The following is a 19,998-nucleotide window of genomic DNA, read 5'->3' on the forward strand; positions in this document are numbered from 1 at the left end:
TCGGGAGCATTCCGCGCACCGGCCCCGATGCCGGTGTCGTTCCCGGTGAGTCACAAGCGCCGGGCGATCGCTCGAGAACAGCGGCCCGGAGACGGGTTCGCGCGATGTACGCGACCGCCGGTCAACCCCCGCCACGGCCAACGCCCTTCAGGGCCGCCCCGACCGTGCGCCTCGCCCTGAAACCGGTGACTCCGTCAGGAGGGCGTGCCGAACTGGACGGTGCCTGGTGGCCTCGTTCTCATGATCTGACGCCCGAACTCTCCGCTCTGGCAGAGATGCTGGATCCGCTGTGGGGGCGGATCACCCGGATCGCCGTCGATCCCGGCCGCTGGCCGATCATCCCGCGCAGGGTTCTCGTCAACGGCCGGGCGGTGAAGGTCGATTGGTTCACTTCGGGGCAGGACCCGCACAAGATCCTGCTGCTTTCCTCCACGTCGGGCCGTTGGGATCTCCTGGTGATCCCCCCGGAGACCGGCGCCCCCGCGGCGGCCCGGCTGATGTCCGCCGCGAGCGCCGGCACCGGCCCGGCGCCGACCGCGACCGCCCTCATGGCGGCGGAACAGGTCGACACCCTGCCCTTGTCGGACGAGCCCGGCACCGGCTATCCCGAGCGACCGGTGCCGGTCAGGTGACGGCCCGCGCCACCGCCCTGGCCGTCAGCCCACCGGCGATCCCCAGGGCGGTCCATCGCGGGTGGGATCGGCCGTGAGGCCCGCCGCGGCCGCCATGAGGGGCTCGGCGGCCTCCGAGGCCGTATCCGGAGCCACGACCAGCAGGTCCCAGCGCCCCCGTCCGGGAGCGAGCAGGATCATGGAGTGCCGAGTGGATGCCGTCGGGCTCCTGTGCAGTCGCACGGCCTGCTCGCCGACGAGGATGCGGCCGGGCAGCGCTGACCACGCGGCCCCGCTGACCGTGACGCTGCTGATGTGGCCCCACGCGCGAGGCAACCCGGCGAGCAGCTGGGGAAGTTCGGCGAGCAGATCGTACGACCGCGGCCACCACGCTCCGTCGACGGCCCGGGGCAGGCCGCCGTGAGGCGCCAGGCGCAGACGGAGGAGGGGGTGGACGGGAAGCGGAGGCTGCAGTGCGGTGGTCATCGAGGCGCTCCTGCCAACTGCCTTGCATGGATGAGACTTTGACTCAGACGCGACGGGCGCCGACGCGCTCCGGGGTCGGCCAGCGCACCTCGGACACCCAGCCGAGGCGTTCGAGGACGCGGATGAAGGCGGCCGACGGGTCGATCTGGCCGCGGTCCACGCCGTGGCGGGCGCTCGTCGGGTCGGCGTGGTGGAGGTTGTGCCAGCTCTCGCCGAACGACAGCAGAGCCAGCGGCCACAGGTTGGTCGCCCTGTCGTGGCGCCTGGTGTGGAACGGGCGTTCGCCGATCATGTGGCACAGCGAGTTGACGCTCCAGGTCACGTGATGGAGCAGCGCGATGCGCACAAGGCCCGCCCACAGAAGGGCGGTCAGGCCGTACACCCAGGTGCCGCCGATCGCCCAGCCCAGTCCGAAGGGCAGGGCGAGGGTGAGGAAGCACAGTGCCGGGAAGGCCCGGGCGACGGCCCGGATGTCGCGGTCGGCGAGGAGATCGGGGGCGTAACGCTCCGCCGGTGTGGCCTCGTTGCGGAACAGCCAGCCGACGTGCGCGTGGAACAGTCCGCGCAGCTGGCCCCGCAGGTGCGTGCCGTAGCGGTACGGGGAGTGCGGGTCACCGGGCCGGTCGGTGAAGGCGTGATGACGGCGGTGCGTGGCGACCCAGCCGATGACGTCGCCCTGGAAGCTCATCGAACCGGCCACCGCGAGCGCCACGCGCACCGGGCGGACGGCCCGGTATCCGCCGTGGGTGAGGCCGCGGTGGAAGCCGACCGTGACGCCGAGGCCGGTGACCGTGTAGAGGACGGCGGCGAGCAGCACGTCGACGGGATGGATGAGGCGTCCCCACAGCAGCCAGCCGGCCAGACCGAGCGCCACGAACGGCAGGATCACGATCACCGCCGTCACCGTCACGTACAGCCGCTCCCCGCCGCCGCGCGCGGGCACCGAGCCGTCCGGCGGGAAGGGTGACGTCCCGTCGTAGACCTGAGGCGGAGAGGGACCGTCCGACGGACCGGCCGTCGTGGAGGGGGTGGAGATGAGAGGCATGCGGAACTCCTCGGCCTCGGTGCGGGTGGCGCGGCCGGGGTCAGGGGCTGCCCCTGTGAATGGGAGTCGTGAGAACGGGTCCGCCCCGGACAGCGACATAGGAGGTCCGGACAGCGACATGGGAAGAGTCCCCGCACTCTCCACCGTACTCCCGCACGCTCCGAAACGGGGCCTGCCGGATCGCGTGACCACCACGACGCCACGGACCTCGGGCGGACGGCGGCCCGACGGTCCGGCGCAGGGCCTCGTCACTTCGAGGACCGGGCGAGGCCCGCCGCCTCTCCGCCCCGCCCGGACCTCCGTCCGGCGAACTCCGGCTCGCGCCCCGGCAGTACACGGGAGATCGCACCACGACTGTTCGACATCCGGACGGCCGCGACGCCCCGCCTCGGGCATGCGCGGAGTAATGTTGCGAGTACCGAGGGCACTTCGCGCACCGGCTTCCATGTCGGGTCGTCCTCGGCGAGACACGAAACCCGGGTCGCCGCAGACGTGGCCCGGAGACGGGTCCGCATCATGTCGGCGACCTTGTACCCAACTCTGCCGCACGTCGAGCCCGTTGCCGCCCCGGCTGCCGCGCGTCTTGCCCTCAAGACCGACGGCGCCTCCCGCGGACTTCTGGACGGTGCCTGGTGGCCGCGCTCCCGGGATCTGCTGAGTGAACTGCCCGCCCTGGTCAAGACGCTGGACCCTCTGTGGGGTCGCATCACCCGGATCGCCGTCAACCCGCGATACTGGCCGGTCATCCCGCACAAGGTTCCCGTGGACGGCCACGTCGTCAAAGTCGGATGGTTCACCCTGGAGATCGACCCGCACAAGCTGCTGCTGCTCTCCTACGGCACCGGCCGCTGGGATCTCCTGATCATCCCGCCCGAGACCGGGGCGGCGTCGGCGGCCCGGCTGATGAGAGCCGCTTCCGACCATGACGGTCCGCCGTCGACCGCGAGCGCGCTCATGGCAGCGGACGAGGCCCTGCACGGAGACTCCGTGGCCGACCGGCCGCTGGGGCCGGACGAGGCGTGGGAGTACGAAGGCGGCGCTTCGGCGGCCGCCGCGGCCATTTCGGAACAGACCGGTCCGGACAGCCGGGCCAGTCGCCTGATCGTCGGAATGTGAGGCGGCCGCCATGAACGACCTTCTGACGGCTTTCGCCTGCCTGGGGCTCATCGCGGTGGCGGCCTACATGATCCACCGGCTCAACATCCAGCACGCCGAAAGGATCGCCGAGCACCGGTACAGCGCGGCCCGGCCCGCCCGCGGCGGCCGCGGTGCGCCGCAGCCCCCGGCGGGACCGCACCGGTCCGACGCGTCGGCCCGCCGCGAACGACGTGAGCACCGCGAAGGGGGCGGCGGTCGCTTCCCATCGCGGCGCCACCCCAGTCGCACCCCTCACGGCAGCTGACCGGCCGGGATTTCGCACCGGCCCCGTCCACGGACCGCCGGCACCGCGCGGACGGCCAGGCGTGGCACGCGGGAACGCACGGCCGGCGTGGGCGGCACGCGAACGTCGTCCGGCAGGAATCGGCTGAGGCCTCCTGAGACCGGCGTTCCTCAGGAAGCCTCCACCGCCGCCTTGATCCGCTTGCCGAAGGCGTCCGCGTCCTTGCGGGCCGCACTCAGCGCGAAGCCCACCAGAAGCTTGCCGATGCCATGGCCGGAGAGGACGTTGAAGATCCTGACACGGGTCGCGCCGGTGCCGGTCGACTCGAGGTCGTAGCCACCCTCGTCAGCCGTCACCGTGTTCTTCGATACTTCCGCCCAGCGGATCAGGTGGGGCGGCTCGAACTCGGTGATCCGGAACTTCCGGCCCGTCTTCATGCCGGCGTCCTTCACCGTGCTGGTGAAGACCGTGCCCACGGCCGTCGGGCCCTCCGGCGTCTTCGTGATCGACTGCACCCTGGGGCTGAACTTGGGGTCGTTCGTACCGGCGGCGAGGAAGGCGAAGACTTCCTCGACTGGGCGGTTGATCTCGGTTGTCGCCTCGAACTGACCGGACAAGGTTCCTCCTGTGCTGCGATCACGGACCGCCCGCTGAGGGCGCGCGGGCTTGCCGCGCACGCTCAGCCTAGGGGCCGGACGGTTCACTGGCGCGCCACACGGACCCATTCGTACGGTGACCGGGACGCGAAGAGGGGGCCTTGTCCATGCCCCCGCGTTCATGCCCCGGGCGACGGCCCCGCACGATCAGTGGTCGAAGCTGTCGGTCAGCCGCACGGTGTAGCCGTCCTCCTCCATCAGGACGACGGTGACGCCGAAGGGGTTGGGGTGGTCCAGTTCCATCGGGGTGAAGGCGTAGTCGACGGCGGCCCGAATGGGTGGCGGCAGTTCGCCGCCCGGCTGGGGTGCGGGAGCCGGCTTCCAGTCGAGAGCGGTCGTGGCCCCTTCCTCGGAGCCGTGGGACGGGCGCTCCTCTTCGTACGGGAACTGATGCAGCACATGACCGTCCGGGGTGGCGTGGACCAGGTTCAGGCAAGGGGCGGGGCCGACGACGGGCAGCCCGCCGCCGGTGGCGAGGTCATGGGTCTCCCAGGCGAGGACGACCTCGTCCGCGCAGGCCGCCGCGGCGATGTTCGACAGTGCCGCGATACCGGTCAGCGTGTCGGCGCCGGGCTTGGTGGGGCGGACCCAGATGAGCCCGACCAGCTCGCCTCGCACCAACGGCATGATGACCGGCCTGGGCACCGCGCCCTCGCCCACTCCGTTGACATAGGTGCTTTTCATCGAGCTGACCAGCGTGTCCCACGTCTGCGTGTCCACGGAAGCCCCCTTCGCCGCTGCTGTCTTCGATCACCGCCGACCCTGTCACGCGCGCCGTCGCCGTGTCAGCGGGATGTCCGGCATCCGACCTGGACTGCGGTACCGGACCGGTGGTGCGGGCCGTACGCAGCACGGCCAGGCCCTGCGTGTGGATGGACACCACACCAGGCCCGGGCCGCTTCGGCGATGACGAAGCCGTCGCGGTCCGGGGCGAACGGCCGGGAAGCCAGGCCTTGCCACCACCGATGCGCCCCTGCTCGGGGGACATCTCGGGGATGCGGCAGGAGAAGTCGACCGGGCAGCCCTTCAGTTCGGGATCGGTGGCCGCCGTGGCACGGCCCCCCAGGACACGGGACCAGGTGGCCTCCCTGCCGACCCCGGCCGGTGTGATCAACCCCAGGCCGGTGACGACGACTTCGTGCCGGTGCGCGCCTGTGGTCACAGGGCATCCCGCTCGGAACGCTTGGAGTGGAGCACGGCCACCAGCGCGCCGACGGTGGTGCGTTTGGCGGTCTCGTGCTCCTCGTTCGAGCGTGGCGTCCGGCAGGACGCTCTCGGGGGAGACCTCGAACTTCTCGGCGAGCACGGTGGTGAGGACACTCTGGACCGGGGGCATGGTTGATACGTCCTTCCGGGACGGGTCGAGACGGTGAACGGGTCATGGGGGGATGGGGGAGAGGAGTTCGATGCCGCGTCGGCCAGGGCGATGGGGATGGGTGCCGCGCCGGTGTTGCCGACCCGGTCGATGTTCGTCACCCGGCGTGGTCCGGGGACCGGTACGCGCTCCCCGACCGCTGTGACGATCCGGGCGTTGGCCTGATGGGCGCAGAAGCGGTCCACGTCGTCGGGTGACCAGCCCGCGTGCTTCAGTACGGCCTGCGAGGACTGCGTCATCCGGGTCACGGCGTGCTGGAACACCTCGCGCCCTCGCATCCGGAAATGCCGGTCGCCGGGACCGAAGTCGTCCGGGGCCGACCGCTCACGGGCGCCGCCGCCGCGCACCTCGATGAGCTCGTCGCCCGATCCGTCGCTGCCGAGGTCGAAGGCGAGGACGCTTCCGGGCTCGCCGGACCGGCCCCGGTGCAGCACGACCGCTCCGGCGCCGTCGCCGAAGACGATGCCGGCGGACCGGTCGTCGGGGTCGAGGAGTGTGGAGTACACATCGGCCGCCACCAGGAGAACCCGGTCCGCGCAGTGGGCCAGCAACGCGCCTGAGGCCGTGGCCAGCCTGTACAGGAACCCGCTGCACGCGGCGTTCACGTCCCATGCCGCCACGTCGCCGAGGCCGAGACGGGTCGCCAGCTGCGGCGCCATGGCGGGCATCGGCCGGTCCGTGAATCTGACACGCCTCTCCAGGCGTCGTGCTGACGCCCGGGGAGCGACCCTCTCCGGGTGGGACAACCGGGTCCGCGCACCGTGGGCAACGGTCCGGGTGCGCGGAACCTGTTGAACGTGTTGCACGGGCCGCTTCGTGCGGGGATTTCGTGACCGCCGGTCACGCGGGAGCGTGTCGTCCGTCCGGGCTGACGGCCGACCGCTGTCATTCAACCGATCGGTTGACAAAGGCGCGGACCGAGCCGTACGGTTATTCAACCGATTGGTTGAATAGGTGAGGTGAGAGGTGTCCGACGACCGGCTGTCCCGGGTGTTCTCCGCTCTGGCCGACCCGACCCGGCGCGACATCGTGGCCAGGCTGGCCGCCGGTGACGCCACGGTCAACGAACTGGCCGAGCCCTACGACGTGACCGTGCAGGCCGTGTCCAAGCACATCAGGGTTCTGGAGGACGCCGGTCTGGTCAGCCGGAGCAGGGACGCGCAGCGTCGGCCCTGCCACCTCGAGGGCGAGGTCTTCGACCTGATGACGCGATGGATCGAACGCTACCGCCGGGAGGCGGAGGACCGTTTCCGCCGGCTCGATGCCGTCCTCGAGCGGATGGAGGAACAGCCGGTGAAGGGCACCACGAAGAAGAAGGAGGCGTCGTGAGCACCGCGAAGGCGAACCGACGGCACGAGACGCAGATTGCCGCCGACCCGGCGCTGCCCACCATCCTCATCACCCGGGAGTTCGACGCTTCTCCGGAGCGCGTGTTCAGGGCGTACACCGATCCTGAACTCGTCGTCCAGTGGCTCGGCCCCCGTCGGCTCACCATGCGGATCGACGTGTACGAGGCGTACAGCGGCGGCTCGTACCGCTATGTGCACCGCGAGGACGACGGCACGGAGTACGGCTTCCGCGGCGTGTTCCACGAGGTCCGCCGCGACGAGCGCATCGTGCAGACCTTCGCCTTCGACGGCTTCCCGGACGGCGTCAGCCTGGAGACAACCGTCTTCGAGGACCTCGGCGGCCGCACCCGGGTCACGACCACATCCCTCATGGGCTCCATCGAGGCCCGCGACTCGATGATCAGAAGTGGCATGCAACGCGGCGTCCGCGAAGGACACGAGCGGCTGGACGAACTGCTCGCCGGCCACCCGGGCGGCGACGCGGCATGACGGACCGAGACGGAAGGCTTGAGATCATGACGAGCGCAGCCGATGAACACCGCACCGTCGCGGGGCTCTTCACGGACCGCGTGCGCGGAGTGCGCCCCGGAGCCTGGGACAACCCTGCGCCGTGCGAAGGATGGGTCGCCCGGGACGTGGTGCGCCATCTCGTCGAGTGGTTCCCGGACTTCCTGAAGGCCGGCTCCGGGGTCGAACTGCCGAAGGGGCCCTCGGTGGACGACGATCCGGTGGCGGCCTGGACGGTGCACAGCGACGGGGTGCAGGCACTCCTCGACGATCCGGCCACGGCAGGGAAGACGCTGTCGAACCCGCACATCGGAGAGGTTCCGCTGGACCAGGCGGTCGACCGCTTCTACACCGCCGATGTCTTCATGCACACCTGGGACCTGGCGCGGGCCAGCGGTCAGGAGGAGCGCCTCGACCCCGGCAAGTGCGCCCAACTGCTCGACGGGATGCTGCCGCTCGACGAGGTGCTGCGCAAGAGCGGGCAGTACGGGCCGCGGGTCGAGGTCCCCGAGAGCGCTGACGTACAGACGCGTCTGCTCGCCTTCATCGGACGTCAGCCCTGAGCGACGCGACCGGCCGGCTCGCCGCCCGGACGGGTCGTGTCCCGGTCGGGCGGTGAGCCGGTACCCGGACGAACCCGATACGGGCCGTGGCGTCACACCACGGCCCGTACCGGCTCGACCCGGGTGTGCGGCGCGTAGCGCGCGACACACGTGCGGGGCGCTGGGTCAGCGAGCCTTCTCCAGCTTGGCGAGGGCCTTCGCGAGGCCGTTGGCCCAGAGCTGGTTGACGCGGGAGCGCTCGGCCGTGTTCGGGTAGCGGTTGGTGCAGGACGTGCCCGGGCCGCCGCCCGACATCAGCTCGCTGCACGGACCGCTGTAGTGGTCCGGCAGACCCAGCACGTGACCGGTCTCGTGGGCGGTGACGCGGATCGAGTCGTACCGCCGGTTCTGCGCGTAGTCGAGGAAGATGTAGCCGCTGCCGTGGCCGTTCGTGGAGGCGTACGACCCGCGCGAGTCGTTGCCCTCGTAGTAGGTGAAGTCCGCACCGCTCGAGGTCGCCTGGAGCTTGACGTTCGACACGGAGCTGTTCCAGATCGAGGCGGAACTCGATATCTGGGAGCGGAAGGTCGGCGCCTGGGAGGCGTTGTAGTAGACGGTCACCGACTGCACGGAGGGGTTGGCCGCCTGCTTCTTGGCGACCGACTTCAGTACGGCGTCGAAGAACGCCTTGTTGCCGGCGGTCTCTTCGGCCGAGCCGGTGTACCGGGCCGTCGTGGCGGAGGTGGAACCGGCCGGGGCGGAGTCGGCAGACTTGGCGCTCGCCGGGACCGCGGTACCCAGCGCGGCGGAGGCCAGACCGAGACCGAGCGTGAGAGCCAGAAGTCTCCTGGAGGCCTTCGACTTCATGCGGGAGGACAGCATGTGGGGTGCTCCTACTCGTTCGTGTGGGGTGGTGAACGATTGGTTCAGCAGGAGTCTCGGGTAGGCCAAGGGGGTGGCGGATGATGGCATTCGGGGATAGCGCGGAGCTATCGGGGAGCCGACTCGTCAGGCTTCGTCGCGTTTTGAACATCTGGTGCGCCGCTCCGCGTCCCCCTACCCTTCCGGCATGGAGCTCGAGGTGAGGCACTTACGTGCCCTGTGCGCCATCGCCGACACGGGCAGCCTGCACAAGGCGGCCCGTGAACTCGGCGTGGCACAGCCCTCGTTGAGCACCCAACTGCGCCGCATCGAGCAGGCACTCGGCGCGCAGCTCTTCGTCCGCGCGGGCACGGGCTGCCGCCCCACACCACTGGGCCACGCGGTACTGAGCCGCGCCAGACCCCTCGTCGCCGAACTCGCCGCGATCGTCACGGAGACGAGGGCGGCGGTGGCCCGGGCCAGGGATGAGTACACACTGCGGATCGGGGCCACGGCCAGCCGTGCCCTGCCCGGCTGGCTGCGCCGGCTGCGTGCCCGTGTTCCCCGCACCGAACCCACACTCCGGATGGACGTCTCCGCGAACTCCCTGCTGCGCATGGTCGCCGGGGGGTGGCTCGAACTGGCCTTCGTGCATGAGGTCGAGGGCAGTCCCCTGTGCATCCCGTCCGGGCTCCGTCTGCGCGTCCTGGTCGAACGCGAACCGCAGTTCGTCACGCTCGCCGCCGACCACCCGGCGGCGGAGCGGTCCGAGGTGCGGCTCGCCGACCTGGCCGACGACCACTGGATGGTGGACTCCACGGTCGACGGCGAGTGGGACGCACTCTGCCGTGTCCTGCGCGACGCGGGGCTCGAACCCGACATGCTGCACGGCGACTACCTCACCGCGTACTCCCTGGCCGCCACCGGCGAGGTCGTCACGGTCAGCCAGCCCACCGCGCGCCCGCGATCCGATGTCGTCGTCCGGCCTCTGCAGGGCGACCCGATAGGAGTACGACTGCTGCTCGCCGCCCGCTCGGAGGCCGAACTCGACACCGGATACGACGAGTTGGTGGACGCCTACTGGGAGGCGGCCCGTCAGGCACCGGCCTACCGTGAATGGCTGAAGCGTTCGGGCACCCCGGAGGCCACGCGAGTCCTGCGTGAACCCGGGACCGCCGACACGCGGGTGACGCCCGAGCGGGTGCTCACGACGGACGGTACCGGCACGGGCAGAGCCGTGCGCTGACTCGGTGAGTCCGGGGGCCTGTGACCGATCTTCGCGCGTCAGGAGACGGCCCGGCAGACGGCCGATCCCTGTCCGAGCGGGCTGATGAACCGGCTGTCAGTGGGGCGGGGCATCATCGAACGCATGACACACGGATCCTCCGAAGCCCTCAGCACCCTCGCCCACCAGCACTTGTCCGCAGAGATGGCGGAGCGCTGGGTCCGCCTGCTCCGTCCGGCTGTCCGCCTGGAGGCGGCCGGGCCCTCGGCCGTGGCCGTCGGGCACCTGGGCGGTTCGCCGAAGCTGTCGGCACATCTGGAGTGGCCGCAGTGGGAAGACCATGGGCCGCTCTCGTTCGTCGGCTCAGTGGACTGTGCCCTGCTGCCCACGGACGCCCTGGACCTCGGGCTGCCGGCCGACGGGACCCTGTCGTTCTTCTATTTCGACGGTCAACTGGACGACGGCGAGGCGCTCGTGCTCGCCGAGGACCGGGAGAGCTGGGCCGGAGCGCGCGTCCTGTACACGCCGGCCGATGAGACATCGGGGGAGCGTGACACGCCCGCCGGTCTCCGGGCCCACCCCAGGATTCCGCTCGCCGCACGGCCGGGTCTGACCGCGGCCGAGCCCTGGCATCCCGGATCCGTGAGGCGTTCGCCCCTGGGGCACGGTTGGGCAATCGGTACGACCATCCGGTGTGCGCGCAGCAATTCCTCGACGCCCTCTGGGAGTTCGACGACGTGGCGGGCCATCAGATCGGCGGTCTTCCCCACTCGATACAGAACCCGGTGGAGATCGAGGTGGCGGAAGCGGTCATGGACGGGGATGTGTCGTGGGGCGACCCCGCTCTCGACGCCGAGATCGGCGAGTGGGTGCTGCTCGCCCAGTTCGGCAGCGACGACGCCGCCGAGATGATGTGGGGCGACGGCGGTGCCCTGTACTGGCTGATCCGCCCGGACGATCTGGCCGAACGACGCTTCGACCGGGCCATGTTCACTGGCAGTGCAGCTGAGGCCGGGTGGCCTGCCGGTGGGGATTCCGGGGCACCCTCTGCCTTCTCCGCGGTGTCGAGAGCACTCTGTGCCTGCCCTTCCGGGGAAGAGAGAGGCCGCGCCGACGAGGATCAGCGGCGCTCGCTCGACGGTCCGGTTCCGGAGGGACGCGGACCGCGGCGAGGACGCGGCACCGGCGGGCGGCGTCAACCGGCCCGGGACGCGGTACCCGAGTCCTGGCGGCCGCTCGTCTCCGGCCCGCCGCCCGCGACCGGAGGACGCTCGTCCGGTACGTTCCCGTCTCCGGCGATCGCCGTCAGGTCCGCCGCGAGGGTCCGGAGCCAGCCGTCGATGTCGACCAGCATGGGCAGTACGGGAGCCGGGGCCGTGGAGACGACCTCGGGCGGCAGGGGCGTCGGCCGCGCCCGTACATCACCGGACGGGAGCGCGGCCGCCCGGTCCATCGCCGCGGCCAGCTGCCCGACCGCGTCCCGCGCCCACCGGACCGCGTCGGGCGGCGCCGGACCGTACTCCTGCCGAGGCAGCCAGTGCGATCCGACCACCGCGTGGGAGGCACAGTTGAGCGCCACATGCCAGTCGGGTCCGCCGTCGACGGGATGCCGGCCCCCCTCCGTCCGGTACTGCGCGTAAGCGGCCTCCGCGATACGGAGCCGGTGCCGGGTCAGCCGCAGCGCCTCCTCCGCCGCGGCGCGCCGAGGCCCTGGATCGCCGGGCGCGCCGACCGCGGTGACCACGGTGAGCCGCACCAGGGGCGCCACCGCCCGCAGCAGCTCCGCGACACTGCGCCGAACCTCGCCACGGGCTCCGGCGGGCCAGGCGAGCACACCGCACACCAGTCCGATCGCGCAGCCCGTCAGGACGTCGAGCAGCCGTGCCTCCGCGAGCCGCCAGTCGGGCGGAGCGAGCTGGCTGAACGCGGCGGCGACGACCAGGGTGAACAGCCCCTGCGCCCAGGCAGGTCCGGCGATCGGTCCCACGGAGAAGGCGACGAACATCGCGGGGACCAGCGCGACGGCGTAGACGTCGACGGCACCGCCCGCCTCGAAGAGCAGCGCCCCGGCGGCGAGTGAGCCCACCAGCGTGCCGAGTGCCGCCGAGCGCACCGTGGACCACGTCGCCCCCGCGGTCGTGCGCCCCAGCGTCAGCACCGCCAGCAGCACCCAGAAGCCGTGCGAGAGATCCAGGACTCCGGCCACGAGACGGGCCGCGCCGAGCCCCAGGGCCGTGCGCACGGCATTCTGGAACAGGACCGAGCGCAGGGTGAGATTGCCGGTCAGCCGCAGCACCAGGAGCCGTCGCACGGGCGGCTCCGCGTACCAGAACTGCTCGTGCGGCAGGCCCGGCGAGGTGCGGCGCCCTCCGATCGCCACCGCGACTGCGGCCTGGGCGGTCATGGCCGAGGCCGCCGTGGACAGGACGCCGGACCGGTGACTCAGCAGCCGCGGCGACGCCTTGCCGTCCGTGCCGGCCCGCGTACCGGACGGGCGCCCGCGTACGGCGATGAAGTCGGCGGCCATCTCCTCCAGGCCCTCGGGTCCCGGAACGGCCCGCGCACCGCGCAGAGCGCCCGCCGTAGCGGCGCATCCGGCCGCGACTCCGCGCAGCAGCGCCTCGGAGGGCGGATCGCCGACCGGCGCGGACTCGGGCCGCTCGGCCATCCGGGCCAGCTGGTCCAGTACGCGCCGTGTCGCGGCTCCGGCCTGCGCCAGTCCGCGGGCGGTGCGGCCCGCCCCGGTGGGGCGCGAGGCCGGTGGCGCCTGGGACAGGCGCAGGGCCAGCCCCTCCTGGCGCAGACGCCGTGCGGCCTCGGAGCCGTGACGGTGCCCCTGCGCGGCCGCGAGCGCCGCGGCGGCCGCGAGGTCCAGCGCCGCGGCGACCCGAGCGCGGTAGGGCTGCGAGGGTGGGGCGGGCAGGACCAGCAACTCGCACACGACCAGCAGAACGCCACCGGCGAGCACGCCCAGGAGTCGTTGCGGCAGAGTGTCCGGCGCGTACGGCGGGAAGCAGGCCAGCACGTAGAAGAGCAGCAGCCCCGGGACCACACTCGCCGGAGCCGGCCCGTAGGCGGCGGCGAAGGAGACGGTGAAGCCGACCACCAGCGTCCCCGCCACGGCGGAGCCGGTCGTCACGGCGAGAGCGGTGCCGAGGCCGGTCAGCGCCATGGCGACCGGCAGCGCGAACAGGACGGTACGCGCCCGGTCCCGGCCGCCGCCGGGAACGGGGGAGAGGACCCCGAGCGAGATCGCCGCGAAGAGGGCGTAGATCGCGGCGATCGGCCGGTCCAGCCAGTACAGGGCCGGGTAGAAGCCCGCGGCGGCCGCGACCGTGACCCGCGCGGACTGCCGCGCGGCCCGTACGCGAGCGGGCGAGAGGGGCCGCTTCGGCATGCACGTTCCTTCCCCGGCGCCTCCCCGGGGCCGTCCCCGCCGTACGTCCATTGTCGGCCGGGACCGGGGCACGGGCAGCGCGACCCTCCCGGGCCCTGTCCCTGCCCGGTGGGCCCGGCGCACGCTCCCACGGGTCCGGTGACCCGCAGTTCTCACACGCGCCGGAGCGTCCTCGCGGAAACCCGTCCGGCATCCGGCCGGACGGGGCCGGGTACACCGCCGCTGGGCAGGGGTTTTCTCTACCCACGCGGCAGGACAGGGCATAGCATCCGGACGGGCGGTCACCCAAAAGGCCTAGTGGGGTTCGAAGCTGATCCGCGACTACCTGTCACATCGCTGTCTGCTCAGGCATTCAGTCCCGCACGAAGGAACCATCTGTGAGCGAAACCGGCTCCTCCGGAAGAGTCCAGCCGGCTCATGCCGGCGACCCCTCCCGTATCGGCCCGTACCGGATCATCGGCCGCCTCGGCGCCGGGGGCATGGGTACCGTCCACGCCGGAGTCGCCCCCGACGGAACGCGTGTGGCGGTCAAGGTGATTCATCCCGCGCAGGCCCAAGAGCCGGAGTTCCGGGCCCGGTTCAGGCGCGAAGTGGAATTGTCCTCCCGTGTCGCCGGCCCGTACCTGATCCCCCTGCTCAGGGCCGACGCGAACGCGGCGACACCCTGGCTCGCGACCGCGTACGTACCCGGACCGACGCTGAACCAGCAGGTGCTCGCGCACGGACCGCTCACCGGGGCGAGTCTGTACGCCTTCGCGACCGCCACCGCGCAGGCGCTGGCCGCCGTCCACGCCGTCGGCGTGGTGCACCGCGATGTGAAACCGCAGAACGTCATCCTCACGCCCGCCGGCCCGCACGTCCTGGACTTCGGGATCGCGCACGCCGCGGACGGCACCAGCGTCACCCGTACCGGAGTCATGACCGGCACCCCTGGCTGGATCAGCCCCGAGCAGTACCGCACGGGAGCCACCGGGCCCGCGGGCGACGTGTTCGCCTGGGGAGCGCTCGTGGCCTACGCGGCCACCGGAAGAACGCCTTTCGGGACCGGCGCCCCCGACGTGGTCGCGTTCCGGGTGATGTCGGGCGATCCGGACCTGGACGGCGTCCCCGCGCCCCTGCGCGAGATCGTGCGGCGAGCCCTGGCCAAGGAGCCCGAGAGCCGTCCCTCGGCCGCCGACGCCGCCGAGGACTGCGTGGAACTTCTGGCCTCCCAGGTCACCCAAGTGGTGCGCGCCGAGACGCTGTTCACGCGGGCCGAGGACATAGTCACAGCCGTCTGGGACATACCCACCGGGAACGATCCGGTGTGGCCCGTGCCCGCGAGCGGCCGACGACGACCGTGGGCAGGCATGGTGGTTGTCGCGGCAGCGGTCATCGGGGGCCTGGCCGGCGGAGTGGTGGCCCTGACGCCCGGCAGGACGGAGGGGGACAAGCACCGGACCCCGGCCACGGTCTCCGCTCTGCCGTCCTCCTCGACCGCGGGCCCGGGACCGTCCGCGGCGAGCGCGAAGGCAAGCACGGCGGAGAGGCGGAAGCAGACCGCGAGCGACGGCCCGGCCGGTGCGGCGAGCTGGGCCGCGGCACGGACGGCCCAGGGCGAGGGCGAACACGACGTGGCGCGTGCCGTCCTGCACGACCAAGGTGTTCTCGTCCAGGAACTCGGCGACGGCATCGACTTCTCCCCGAAGACCGTCAGGTTCCGCGCGTCGCGCCGGGAGGTCTACCTCTCGTACCGGCTCTCCTCCGACGAGCAGGGCACGATGTACGCGGAGACGCAGGTCGCCGGTCTGATGTGCCGGACGCTGCGGGATGTCGTTCTGCGCCTGCACCCGGATCTGCCGTACCGCACCTATGTCCTGGTGAAGGAACCGACGGGCCGGGACCCGCAGGTGACGTGGTACGACGACTTCCGCACCGACGCGCGGTGCACGTCGGCCGCCGACGACGACACCGGGCAGGCCGCCGACGCCGGGCAGGACTGGCAGCCGGACGACCAGGGGCTCGGCCAGGCCATGATTCCCAGCACCGACGGCGATGAGATCAGGGTCGCGGACCGCGCCGCCAGGAAGATCATCGAGCGCACCAACGGGATGCGCACGACGCTCGGCACCGATCGCCTGCTGGGCAACAAGGAGCTCAAGGTGGGCTTCGACCCGGGAAACTCGACGATGTATGTGTGGTCGGACTATGTCGCCTGGAACCAGAAGCAGGTCGAGACCTGGGCGGCCATGACAGCGGGCGAGGCGTGCCGGGCTCTGGCGAAGCAGAAGGGCAGCGCGGGCGAGACGTGGCCGTACTCCCGCTATGCCGTGGCGGAGATAGGCGGCTCCGGCTACCTGATGATCCGTTGGGGCACGGCGGAGACATCGGCCGACTGCCCGGCCTGATCGCGGCCGGGCAATGATCACTGGCCGCCTGTGCTCGCCGGTCGCAGGAGGACCATGAGAAGAGGAACGTGCGCAGGCGATGGCCGTGTCCCTGTGGGTGGACCGGGCCGACGACACCGACGACACGAGTTGGAGACTCCATGTCTTGAACCGCTCACCGGACCCCGTGCCCTTCATGCGGGCGGTCTACCTCTGCCGTGGTTGGGGGTCACCGAAAGCGAAGGTGTCCCCGCCACCGCCCGGCTCCCGGTTGCACTTTGATCAGTTCGCGTTCGCCTCCTTCGTGGCCCGCGATGGACGGGCGTGGTTGCGCTGGGGTCAGGGCCGGTTCGCTCCGTTTGACGTGGAGACCTGGCGTCGCATCGCTGCTCCGTCCGAAGAGATCATCTGGGAGAAGCAGACGAAGGGCGATCCGGTGACGCGGCCGGCGGCGTCGTGCGGTGGGACGGACTGATACTCAGTGGGCGCCGGCGGCTGCGGGGTGGGAGAACGGCCTGTCCGACCGAGGTTGACCCTCGACCTGGTCGAGGGCTCAGAGTTCCGGGTGTGGAGAGCGAGATGCGCAGCATTGGTGAGATGGCCCGGGACAGCGGACTGAGCGTCAGCGCCCTGCGGTTCTACGACCGTGGCGGTGTGCTGGTCCCTGCCTGGGTGGATCCGGTGAGCGGCTACCGCTGGTACGACCCCGGGCAGCTCGACGAAGCCCGGCTGCTGGCCCGGTTGCGCCGGGCCGGTATGCCGTTGGCGGACATCCGGTTGATGCTCGCGGGCTGGTCCAGCGCGGACACCGACCTCGTGCTGAGGCTCTTTCAGGCGCATGTGCGCCGTCTTGAGGCGGGGTTGTCCGATGCCCGCAGCGAGTTCTCCACGCTCCGAGCACTCCTCGAACGCAGGGAGAAACCCATGTCTTTGCCCCGCACCGCCGCCGCCCGCCTGACCGTCTCCGCGCCGGAGCTGGCCGCCGCGCTGGACGCGGTCCGTTTCGCCGTCGGCACCGACCCGGAGCTGCCGATGCTCGGCGGTGTCCTGTTCGACGTCGACGGCGGGACCCTTCACGTCGTGGCCACCGACCGGTACCGGATGGCCGTCGCGCGCGCCGACGCCGACGGGCACGCCGAATCCCGCGCGCAGGTCATCGTCCCCTCCGCGCTGGCCGACGCGATGCGCGCCTTGCTCAGTGGTGAGGAACAAGTCCAACTCGCCGTGGACGGCGACCGCGTGACGCTCGAGTCCGGGGACAGGCAGGCGGCGGGCCACTGCCTCGACCACGACTTCCCCGACTACCGTCGCCTCGTCCACCTGCCGGCCGGACGCCGCGCCCTCGTCGATGCGGAGGCATTCCAGGAGGCGGTGCGGACCGGTCCCGTCCGTACGAGCGACGTAGGCGGGCCGGACGACAAGGCTCCCGACCTGAGTGTGCTCAAGGTGACGGCCGACGGCACGGTGACCCTGGGCGAGGACGGTGACGACGACCAGGAGCAGGTCGCCGTCAACCGTGAGTTCCTGCTGCACGCGCTCGCCGCAGGAGCCCGGGACCGACTGATCCTGGAGGTCGGTGCTCCCACCGCGCCCATCGCGATCCGACGGCCCGACGACGAGAACACGTTCTCCATGCTGATGCCGGTCCGGCTGGACACCTGAGCACAGGCCCCGGGCCCCACGCGCAGGACCCGGCGGCGGTCGCGCGCCGGCTCCTGAACGCGCCGAAGCACGGACGTCCAGGGCATCGCGGGTGGGGAGCGGGAACATGCGCCCGCGACAGGGCCGTGCCGGGCGTCAGGGGATGTCGGGCCTCACGAGTGCCCTGGCGAAGGGCTCACCGGTGCGTCGGGCGTACGTCATCCGCTCGCGGACCTCGCGCAGGGTGCGCGGACGATAACCGGGCCCGCCGCAGCAGCTCTTGTGGAACCGGACGCCCGCGTGGAGCAGGACGGAGAGTGTCCGCCAGGCCGCGGTGTCCCGACGCCGCGGCGGAGCGAAGGCCGACCCGACGTGGATCAGTGGCTCGGCACAGCGGGGACAGATCCACTCCGTCCGATATGCGTCGTACGGCTGCTTGTACGAAGCCTGGCACGGCAGGCAGACGTACGAGGTCTTCGCGTGGGTCATGGTGCCAGGGTAGGCAGCGCACCGGGAGAAAGCACGCTGTTTCCGGGCCGCGACGATCAAGGCGTCAAGTCGCCCCGAACGGGCCTAGGGGGTGTCGTTCGGGCAGCCGGGGAGGACGGTCCCGAGACCTGCGGCAGGATGGGGCCGTGACAGGTGAGCCGGACAGGATCGAGCTGTGCGAACACGAACTTCGTGAGATCGCGGGATACGCGGCCGACGGTGCGCGGAGGGCACTGTCGATCTTCGAGCGGGCTCTTCCCGCTGATACACGCCCTCGCGACGCCATCGGCGCGGCGTACGACTTCGCTGGGGGCGGCCGGCGCACGGGGGCTCTGCGGGAGGCCGCGTGGGCGGCGTACAAAGCGGCGCAGGAAGCCGCTTCACCGGCGGCGGCCGACGCGGCACGAGCGGCGAGTCACGCGGCAGCCGCCGCGTATCTCCATCCCAAGGCCAGCGCCCATCAGGTGAAACACATCCTCGGTGCGGCGGCGCATGCGGCACGGGCGGAAGAGCTGGCGTGCGAAGAAGACCCGAGCGTCGTCGGCGGGACCCTTGAATGGGCGCGCCACCACGCACCGCCGGCGGTCACCGCGGTACTCGGCCGACTGCCCGCGGCCCCTCCCGGAGGCGGGCGCGTGGGAGCGTTCATCCGTGAACTCGACGTCGCACTCCGCTCCTGAGCGCGGTCCGACCGTCGGCCCGGCCGCGTCTCGACGCTCGGAAACGGCGTGGCTGTCGCGCCGGTGTTGTCGTACGGTCTGCAATCCCGGCCGACCGCACCAGCGGTTTGCCACGTCCAGAGAGTGACGCCCATGAACAGTCCGCGCGCGACGACGACTCTGTGGCGCCCGACCGGCCCCACGGAACTGGACCTCGTCCGGGCGCTGGACTGGAGCGCCTGGCCACCCCGCCCTCCCGCGCAGCCGATCTTCTACCCCGTCCTCAACGAGGACTACGCGGTGAAGATCGCGAGGGACTGGAACGTCAAGCACGACGGTGCCGGTTCGTCACCCGCTTCGAGGTCGACTCGGAGTTCCTGCGCCGGTACCCCGTCCGGCAGGCAGGGGGCCGCACCGTCCTGGAGCTGTGGGTACCCGCTGAGGAGCTGGAGGAGTTCAACGCCCACATCGTCGGCAGGATCCAGCTGGTGCACGAGTTCCGCTGACCGGCGGGGCTCCACACTCTCGTAGTGCAACTCTCGGGTTGCACTACGAGAGTCGTCGTGCAACCCTGGAGTTGCATCTGATCGTGGCGATGAAGGAGTCCCCTCATGAGCGCTGACCGGATCGAACGCGAAACCCTGATCGAGGCACCCCTGGAACGGGTCTGGTCGCTGGTCGCCCAACCCGGCTTCTGGGTCGCCGACAAGGCGAGCCTGCCCGGCACCGTGGCGAAGGAGGGTGAGTCGATGGTGGCGAAGAACCCCGAGCACGGTGACTTCCCCGTACGCGTGGAGAAGGTTCAGCCGCCGACGTACTTGGCCTACCGCTGGACCAGTGCCTTCCCCGGGGAGGAGCTGCGCGAGGAGAACAGCACCCTCGTGGAGTTCACGCTGACTCAGGAGGGCGACCGGACGCGGCTGCGCGTGGTGGAGAGCGGATTCGCGGCACTGGCCGGGTCCGAGGAACTGCGCGGCCAGAACCTGAAGGACCATAGCGCGGGCTGGCCCCTGGAACTCGACGCGCTCAAGAAGCGCGCCGAACAGACGTCGCCGTGAGGGAGGAACAGGCCGAGGGCGCTGCCGAGGATGTCGATAGCGTCCTCGGTGCTCTGGCCGACCCGACGCGACGTCAACTGCTCGATCTGCTGGCCGAACAGGGCACGGCCACCGCGACGACCCTCGCCGAACGACTCCCTGTCTCTCGGCAGGCGGTGGTCAAGCACCTCGCCGTCCTGGACGCCGCAGGACTGGTTTCCGGCGGCCGTGTCGGACGTGAAGTGCGGTACGCGCTGCGGCCCGCGGCGCTGGACGCGACCGCCCGGTGGATGGCCGCGCTCGCGGCGGACTGGGACCGGCGGCTCGCGAACATCAAGCGTGTCGCCGAGGCGGGGGAGTAGGCGTCGCGC

Annotated in this window: 20 protein-coding genes and 3 pseudogenes; 15 read left to right on the forward strand and 8 right to left on the reverse strand. The window is 71.5% G+C overall.

Translation table 11 applies throughout. The features are described 5' to 3' along the window. Window positions 1–104: 104 nt before the first annotated feature. The gene (locus ACFWBT_RS07905) at window positions 105–632 is read left to right on the forward strand and encodes a DUF5994 family protein (protein ID WP_385697191.1); all 528 of its coding nucleotides are present in this window, start codon (window positions 105–107) and stop codon (window positions 630–632) included. Between the two features lie 24 nt (window positions 633–656). Here the strand turns inward: ACFWBT_RS07905 and ACFWBT_RS07910 are convergent, their stop codons facing one another. After that, entirely contained in the window at window positions 657–1,097 is a 441-nt protein-coding gene (locus ACFWBT_RS07910; protein ID WP_385697193.1) for a DUF5994 family protein, read from the reverse strand. 43 nt (window positions 1,098–1,140) lie between these two features. Continuing rightward, on the reverse strand, window positions 1,141–2,142 hold the full coding sequence (locus tag ACFWBT_RS07915) for an acyl-CoA desaturase (RefSeq protein ID WP_385697195.1): 1,002 nt from the start codon (window positions 2,140–2,142) through the stop codon (window positions 1,141–1,143). A gap of 516 nt (window positions 2,143–2,658) precedes the next feature. Between ACFWBT_RS07915 and ACFWBT_RS07920 the strand changes: the two genes are divergently transcribed. After that, window positions 2,659–3,258: a DUF5994 family protein gene (locus tag ACFWBT_RS07920; protein ID WP_385697196.1), complete on the forward strand. Its 600-nt coding sequence runs from the start codon at window positions 2,659–2,661 to the stop codon at window positions 3,256–3,258. 10 nt (window positions 3,259–3,268) lie between these two features. Beyond that, the gene (locus ACFWBT_RS07925) at window positions 3,269–3,544 is read left to right on the forward strand and encodes a hypothetical protein (RefSeq protein ID WP_385697197.1); all 276 of its coding nucleotides are present in this window, start codon (window positions 3,269–3,271) and stop codon (window positions 3,542–3,544) included. A 149-nt stretch (window positions 3,545–3,693) separates the two neighbouring features. Here the strand turns inward: ACFWBT_RS07925 and ACFWBT_RS07930 are convergent, their stop codons facing one another. The 3 genes from ACFWBT_RS07930 to ACFWBT_RS07940 form a co-directional block, all read right to left on the reverse strand. Continuing rightward, window positions 3,694–4,140: an SRPBCC family protein gene (locus ACFWBT_RS07930; protein ID WP_385697199.1), complete on the reverse strand. Its 447-nt coding sequence runs from the start codon at window positions 4,138–4,140 to the stop codon at window positions 3,694–3,696. Window positions 4,141–4,326: 186 nt separating this feature from the next. Next, on the reverse strand, window positions 4,327–4,899 hold the full coding sequence (locus ACFWBT_RS07935) for a hypothetical protein (protein WP_385697201.1): 573 nt from the start codon (window positions 4,897–4,899) through the stop codon (window positions 4,327–4,329). Between the two features lie 438 nt (window positions 4,900–5,337). Further along, window positions 5,338–6,222 (reverse strand): 3-oxoacyl-[acyl-carrier-protein] synthase III C-terminal domain-containing protein, encoded by an 885-nt coding sequence (locus tag ACFWBT_RS07940; protein WP_385697203.1) that lies wholly within the window; start codon window positions 6,220–6,222, stop codon window positions 5,338–5,340. A gap of 298 nt (window positions 6,223–6,520) precedes the next feature. Here ACFWBT_RS07940 and ACFWBT_RS07945 point away from each other — a divergent pair, with 298 nt between their 5' ends. Genes ACFWBT_RS07945 through ACFWBT_RS07955 form a run of 3 tightly spaced genes read left to right on the forward strand, consistent with a single transcriptional unit; the run spans window position 6,521 to window position 7,973 of the window. Continuing rightward, entirely contained in the window at window positions 6,521–6,883 is a 363-nt protein-coding gene (locus tag ACFWBT_RS07945) for an ArsR/SmtB family transcription factor (protein WP_385697204.1), read from the forward strand. Next, window positions 6,880–7,392 carry an SRPBCC family protein gene (locus ACFWBT_RS07950; protein WP_385697206.1) on the forward strand — a complete coding sequence of 171 codons (513 nt, stop codon included), beginning with the start codon at window positions 6,880–6,882 and terminating at the stop codon, window positions 7,390–7,392. Before ACFWBT_RS07945 ends, ACFWBT_RS07950 begins: the two co-directional genes overlap by 4 nt. A 26-nt stretch (window positions 7,393–7,418) precedes the next feature. Further along, window positions 7,419–7,973: a TIGR03086 family metal-binding protein gene (locus tag ACFWBT_RS07955; RefSeq protein WP_385697208.1), complete on the forward strand. Its 555-nt coding sequence runs from the start codon at window positions 7,419–7,421 to the stop codon at window positions 7,971–7,973. A 165-nt stretch (window positions 7,974–8,138) separates the two neighbouring features. On the opposite strand, the gene snpA is transcribed toward ACFWBT_RS07955, so the two are convergent. Further along, window positions 8,139–8,834, reverse strand: coding sequence for a snapalysin (gene snpA / locus ACFWBT_RS07960; protein ID WP_385697210.1), 696 nt, complete (start codon window positions 8,832–8,834; stop codon window positions 8,139–8,141). A 187-nt stretch (window positions 8,835–9,021) separates the two neighbouring features. On the opposite strand from snpA, the gene ACFWBT_RS07965 reads away from it, so the two are divergent. The 3 genes and pseudogenes from ACFWBT_RS07965 to ACFWBT_RS07975 form a co-directional block, all read left to right on the forward strand. Then, window positions 9,022–10,059, forward strand: coding sequence for a LysR family transcriptional regulator (locus ACFWBT_RS07965; RefSeq protein ID WP_385697212.1), 1,038 nt, complete (start codon window positions 9,022–9,024; stop codon window positions 10,057–10,059). Window positions 10,060–10,242: 183 nt separating this feature from the next. Beyond that, a pseudogene (locus tag ACFWBT_RS07970) lies at window positions 10,243–10,566 on the forward strand (DUF1963 domain-containing protein); the annotation flags it as partial. 257 nt (window positions 10,567–10,823) lie between these two features. Beyond that, window positions 10,824–10,973: pseudogene (locus ACFWBT_RS07975) on the forward strand (DUF1963 domain-containing protein); the annotation flags it as partial. 260 nt (window positions 10,974–11,233) lie between these two features. On the opposite strand, the gene ACFWBT_RS07980 reads toward ACFWBT_RS07975, so the two are convergent. Then, a complete protein-coding gene (locus ACFWBT_RS07980; RefSeq protein WP_385697214.1) occupies window positions 11,234–13,435 on the reverse strand; it encodes an FUSC family protein in 2,202 nt (733 codons plus the stop codon). 377 nt (window positions 13,436–13,812) lie between these two features. Between ACFWBT_RS07980 and ACFWBT_RS07985 the strand changes: the two genes are divergently transcribed. Then, window positions 13,813–15,822 carry a serine/threonine protein kinase gene (locus ACFWBT_RS07985; RefSeq protein ID WP_385697216.1) on the forward strand — a complete coding sequence of 670 codons (2,010 nt, stop codon included), beginning with the start codon at window positions 13,813–13,815 and terminating at the stop codon, window positions 15,820–15,822. Window positions 15,823–16,380: 558 nt separating this feature from the next. After that, complete coding sequence (locus ACFWBT_RS07990; RefSeq protein ID WP_385697218.1) at window positions 16,381–17,463, forward strand: MerR family transcriptional regulator; 1,083 nt, start codon at window positions 16,381–16,383, stop codon at window positions 17,461–17,463. A gap of 135 nt (window positions 17,464–17,598) precedes the next feature. Here ACFWBT_RS07990 and ACFWBT_RS07995 read toward each other — a convergent pair whose 3' ends face one another. Beyond that, a complete protein-coding gene (locus ACFWBT_RS07995) occupies window positions 17,599–17,931 on the reverse strand; it encodes a deoxyxylulose-5-phosphate synthase (RefSeq protein WP_385697220.1) in 333 nt (110 codons plus the stop codon). 146 nt (window positions 17,932–18,077) lie between these two features. Here ACFWBT_RS07995 and ACFWBT_RS08000 point away from each other — a divergent pair, with 146 nt between their 5' ends. The 4 genes and pseudogenes from ACFWBT_RS08000 (at window position 18,078) to ACFWBT_RS08015 (ending at window position 19,989) form a co-directional block, all read left to right on the forward strand. Then, window positions 18,078–18,611, forward strand: a complete 534-nt coding sequence (locus tag ACFWBT_RS08000) for a putative immunity protein (RefSeq protein WP_385697222.1) — start codon at window positions 18,078–18,080, stop codon at window positions 18,609–18,611. Window positions 18,612–18,743: 132 nt separating this feature from the next. Then, window positions 18,744–19,096, forward strand: a pseudogene (locus tag ACFWBT_RS08005) (hypothetical protein). A 105-nt stretch (window positions 19,097–19,201) separates the two neighbouring features. Next, window positions 19,202–19,648 (forward strand): SRPBCC domain-containing protein, encoded by a 447-nt coding sequence (locus tag ACFWBT_RS08010; RefSeq protein WP_385697224.1) that lies wholly within the window; start codon window positions 19,202–19,204, stop codon window positions 19,646–19,648. Next, a complete protein-coding gene (locus ACFWBT_RS08015; RefSeq protein ID WP_385697226.1) occupies window positions 19,645–19,989 on the forward strand; it encodes an ArsR/SmtB family transcription factor in 345 nt (114 codons plus the stop codon). Before ACFWBT_RS08010 ends, ACFWBT_RS08015 begins: the two co-directional genes overlap by 4 nt. Window positions 19,990–19,998: the final 9 nt, after the last annotated feature.

Origin of the sequence: Streptomyces sp. NPDC060027 (assembly GCF_042737005.1) — a bacterium.
In the GTDB taxonomy this organism is placed as follows: Bacteria; Actinomycetota; Actinomycetes; order Streptomycetales; family Streptomycetaceae; genus Streptomyces.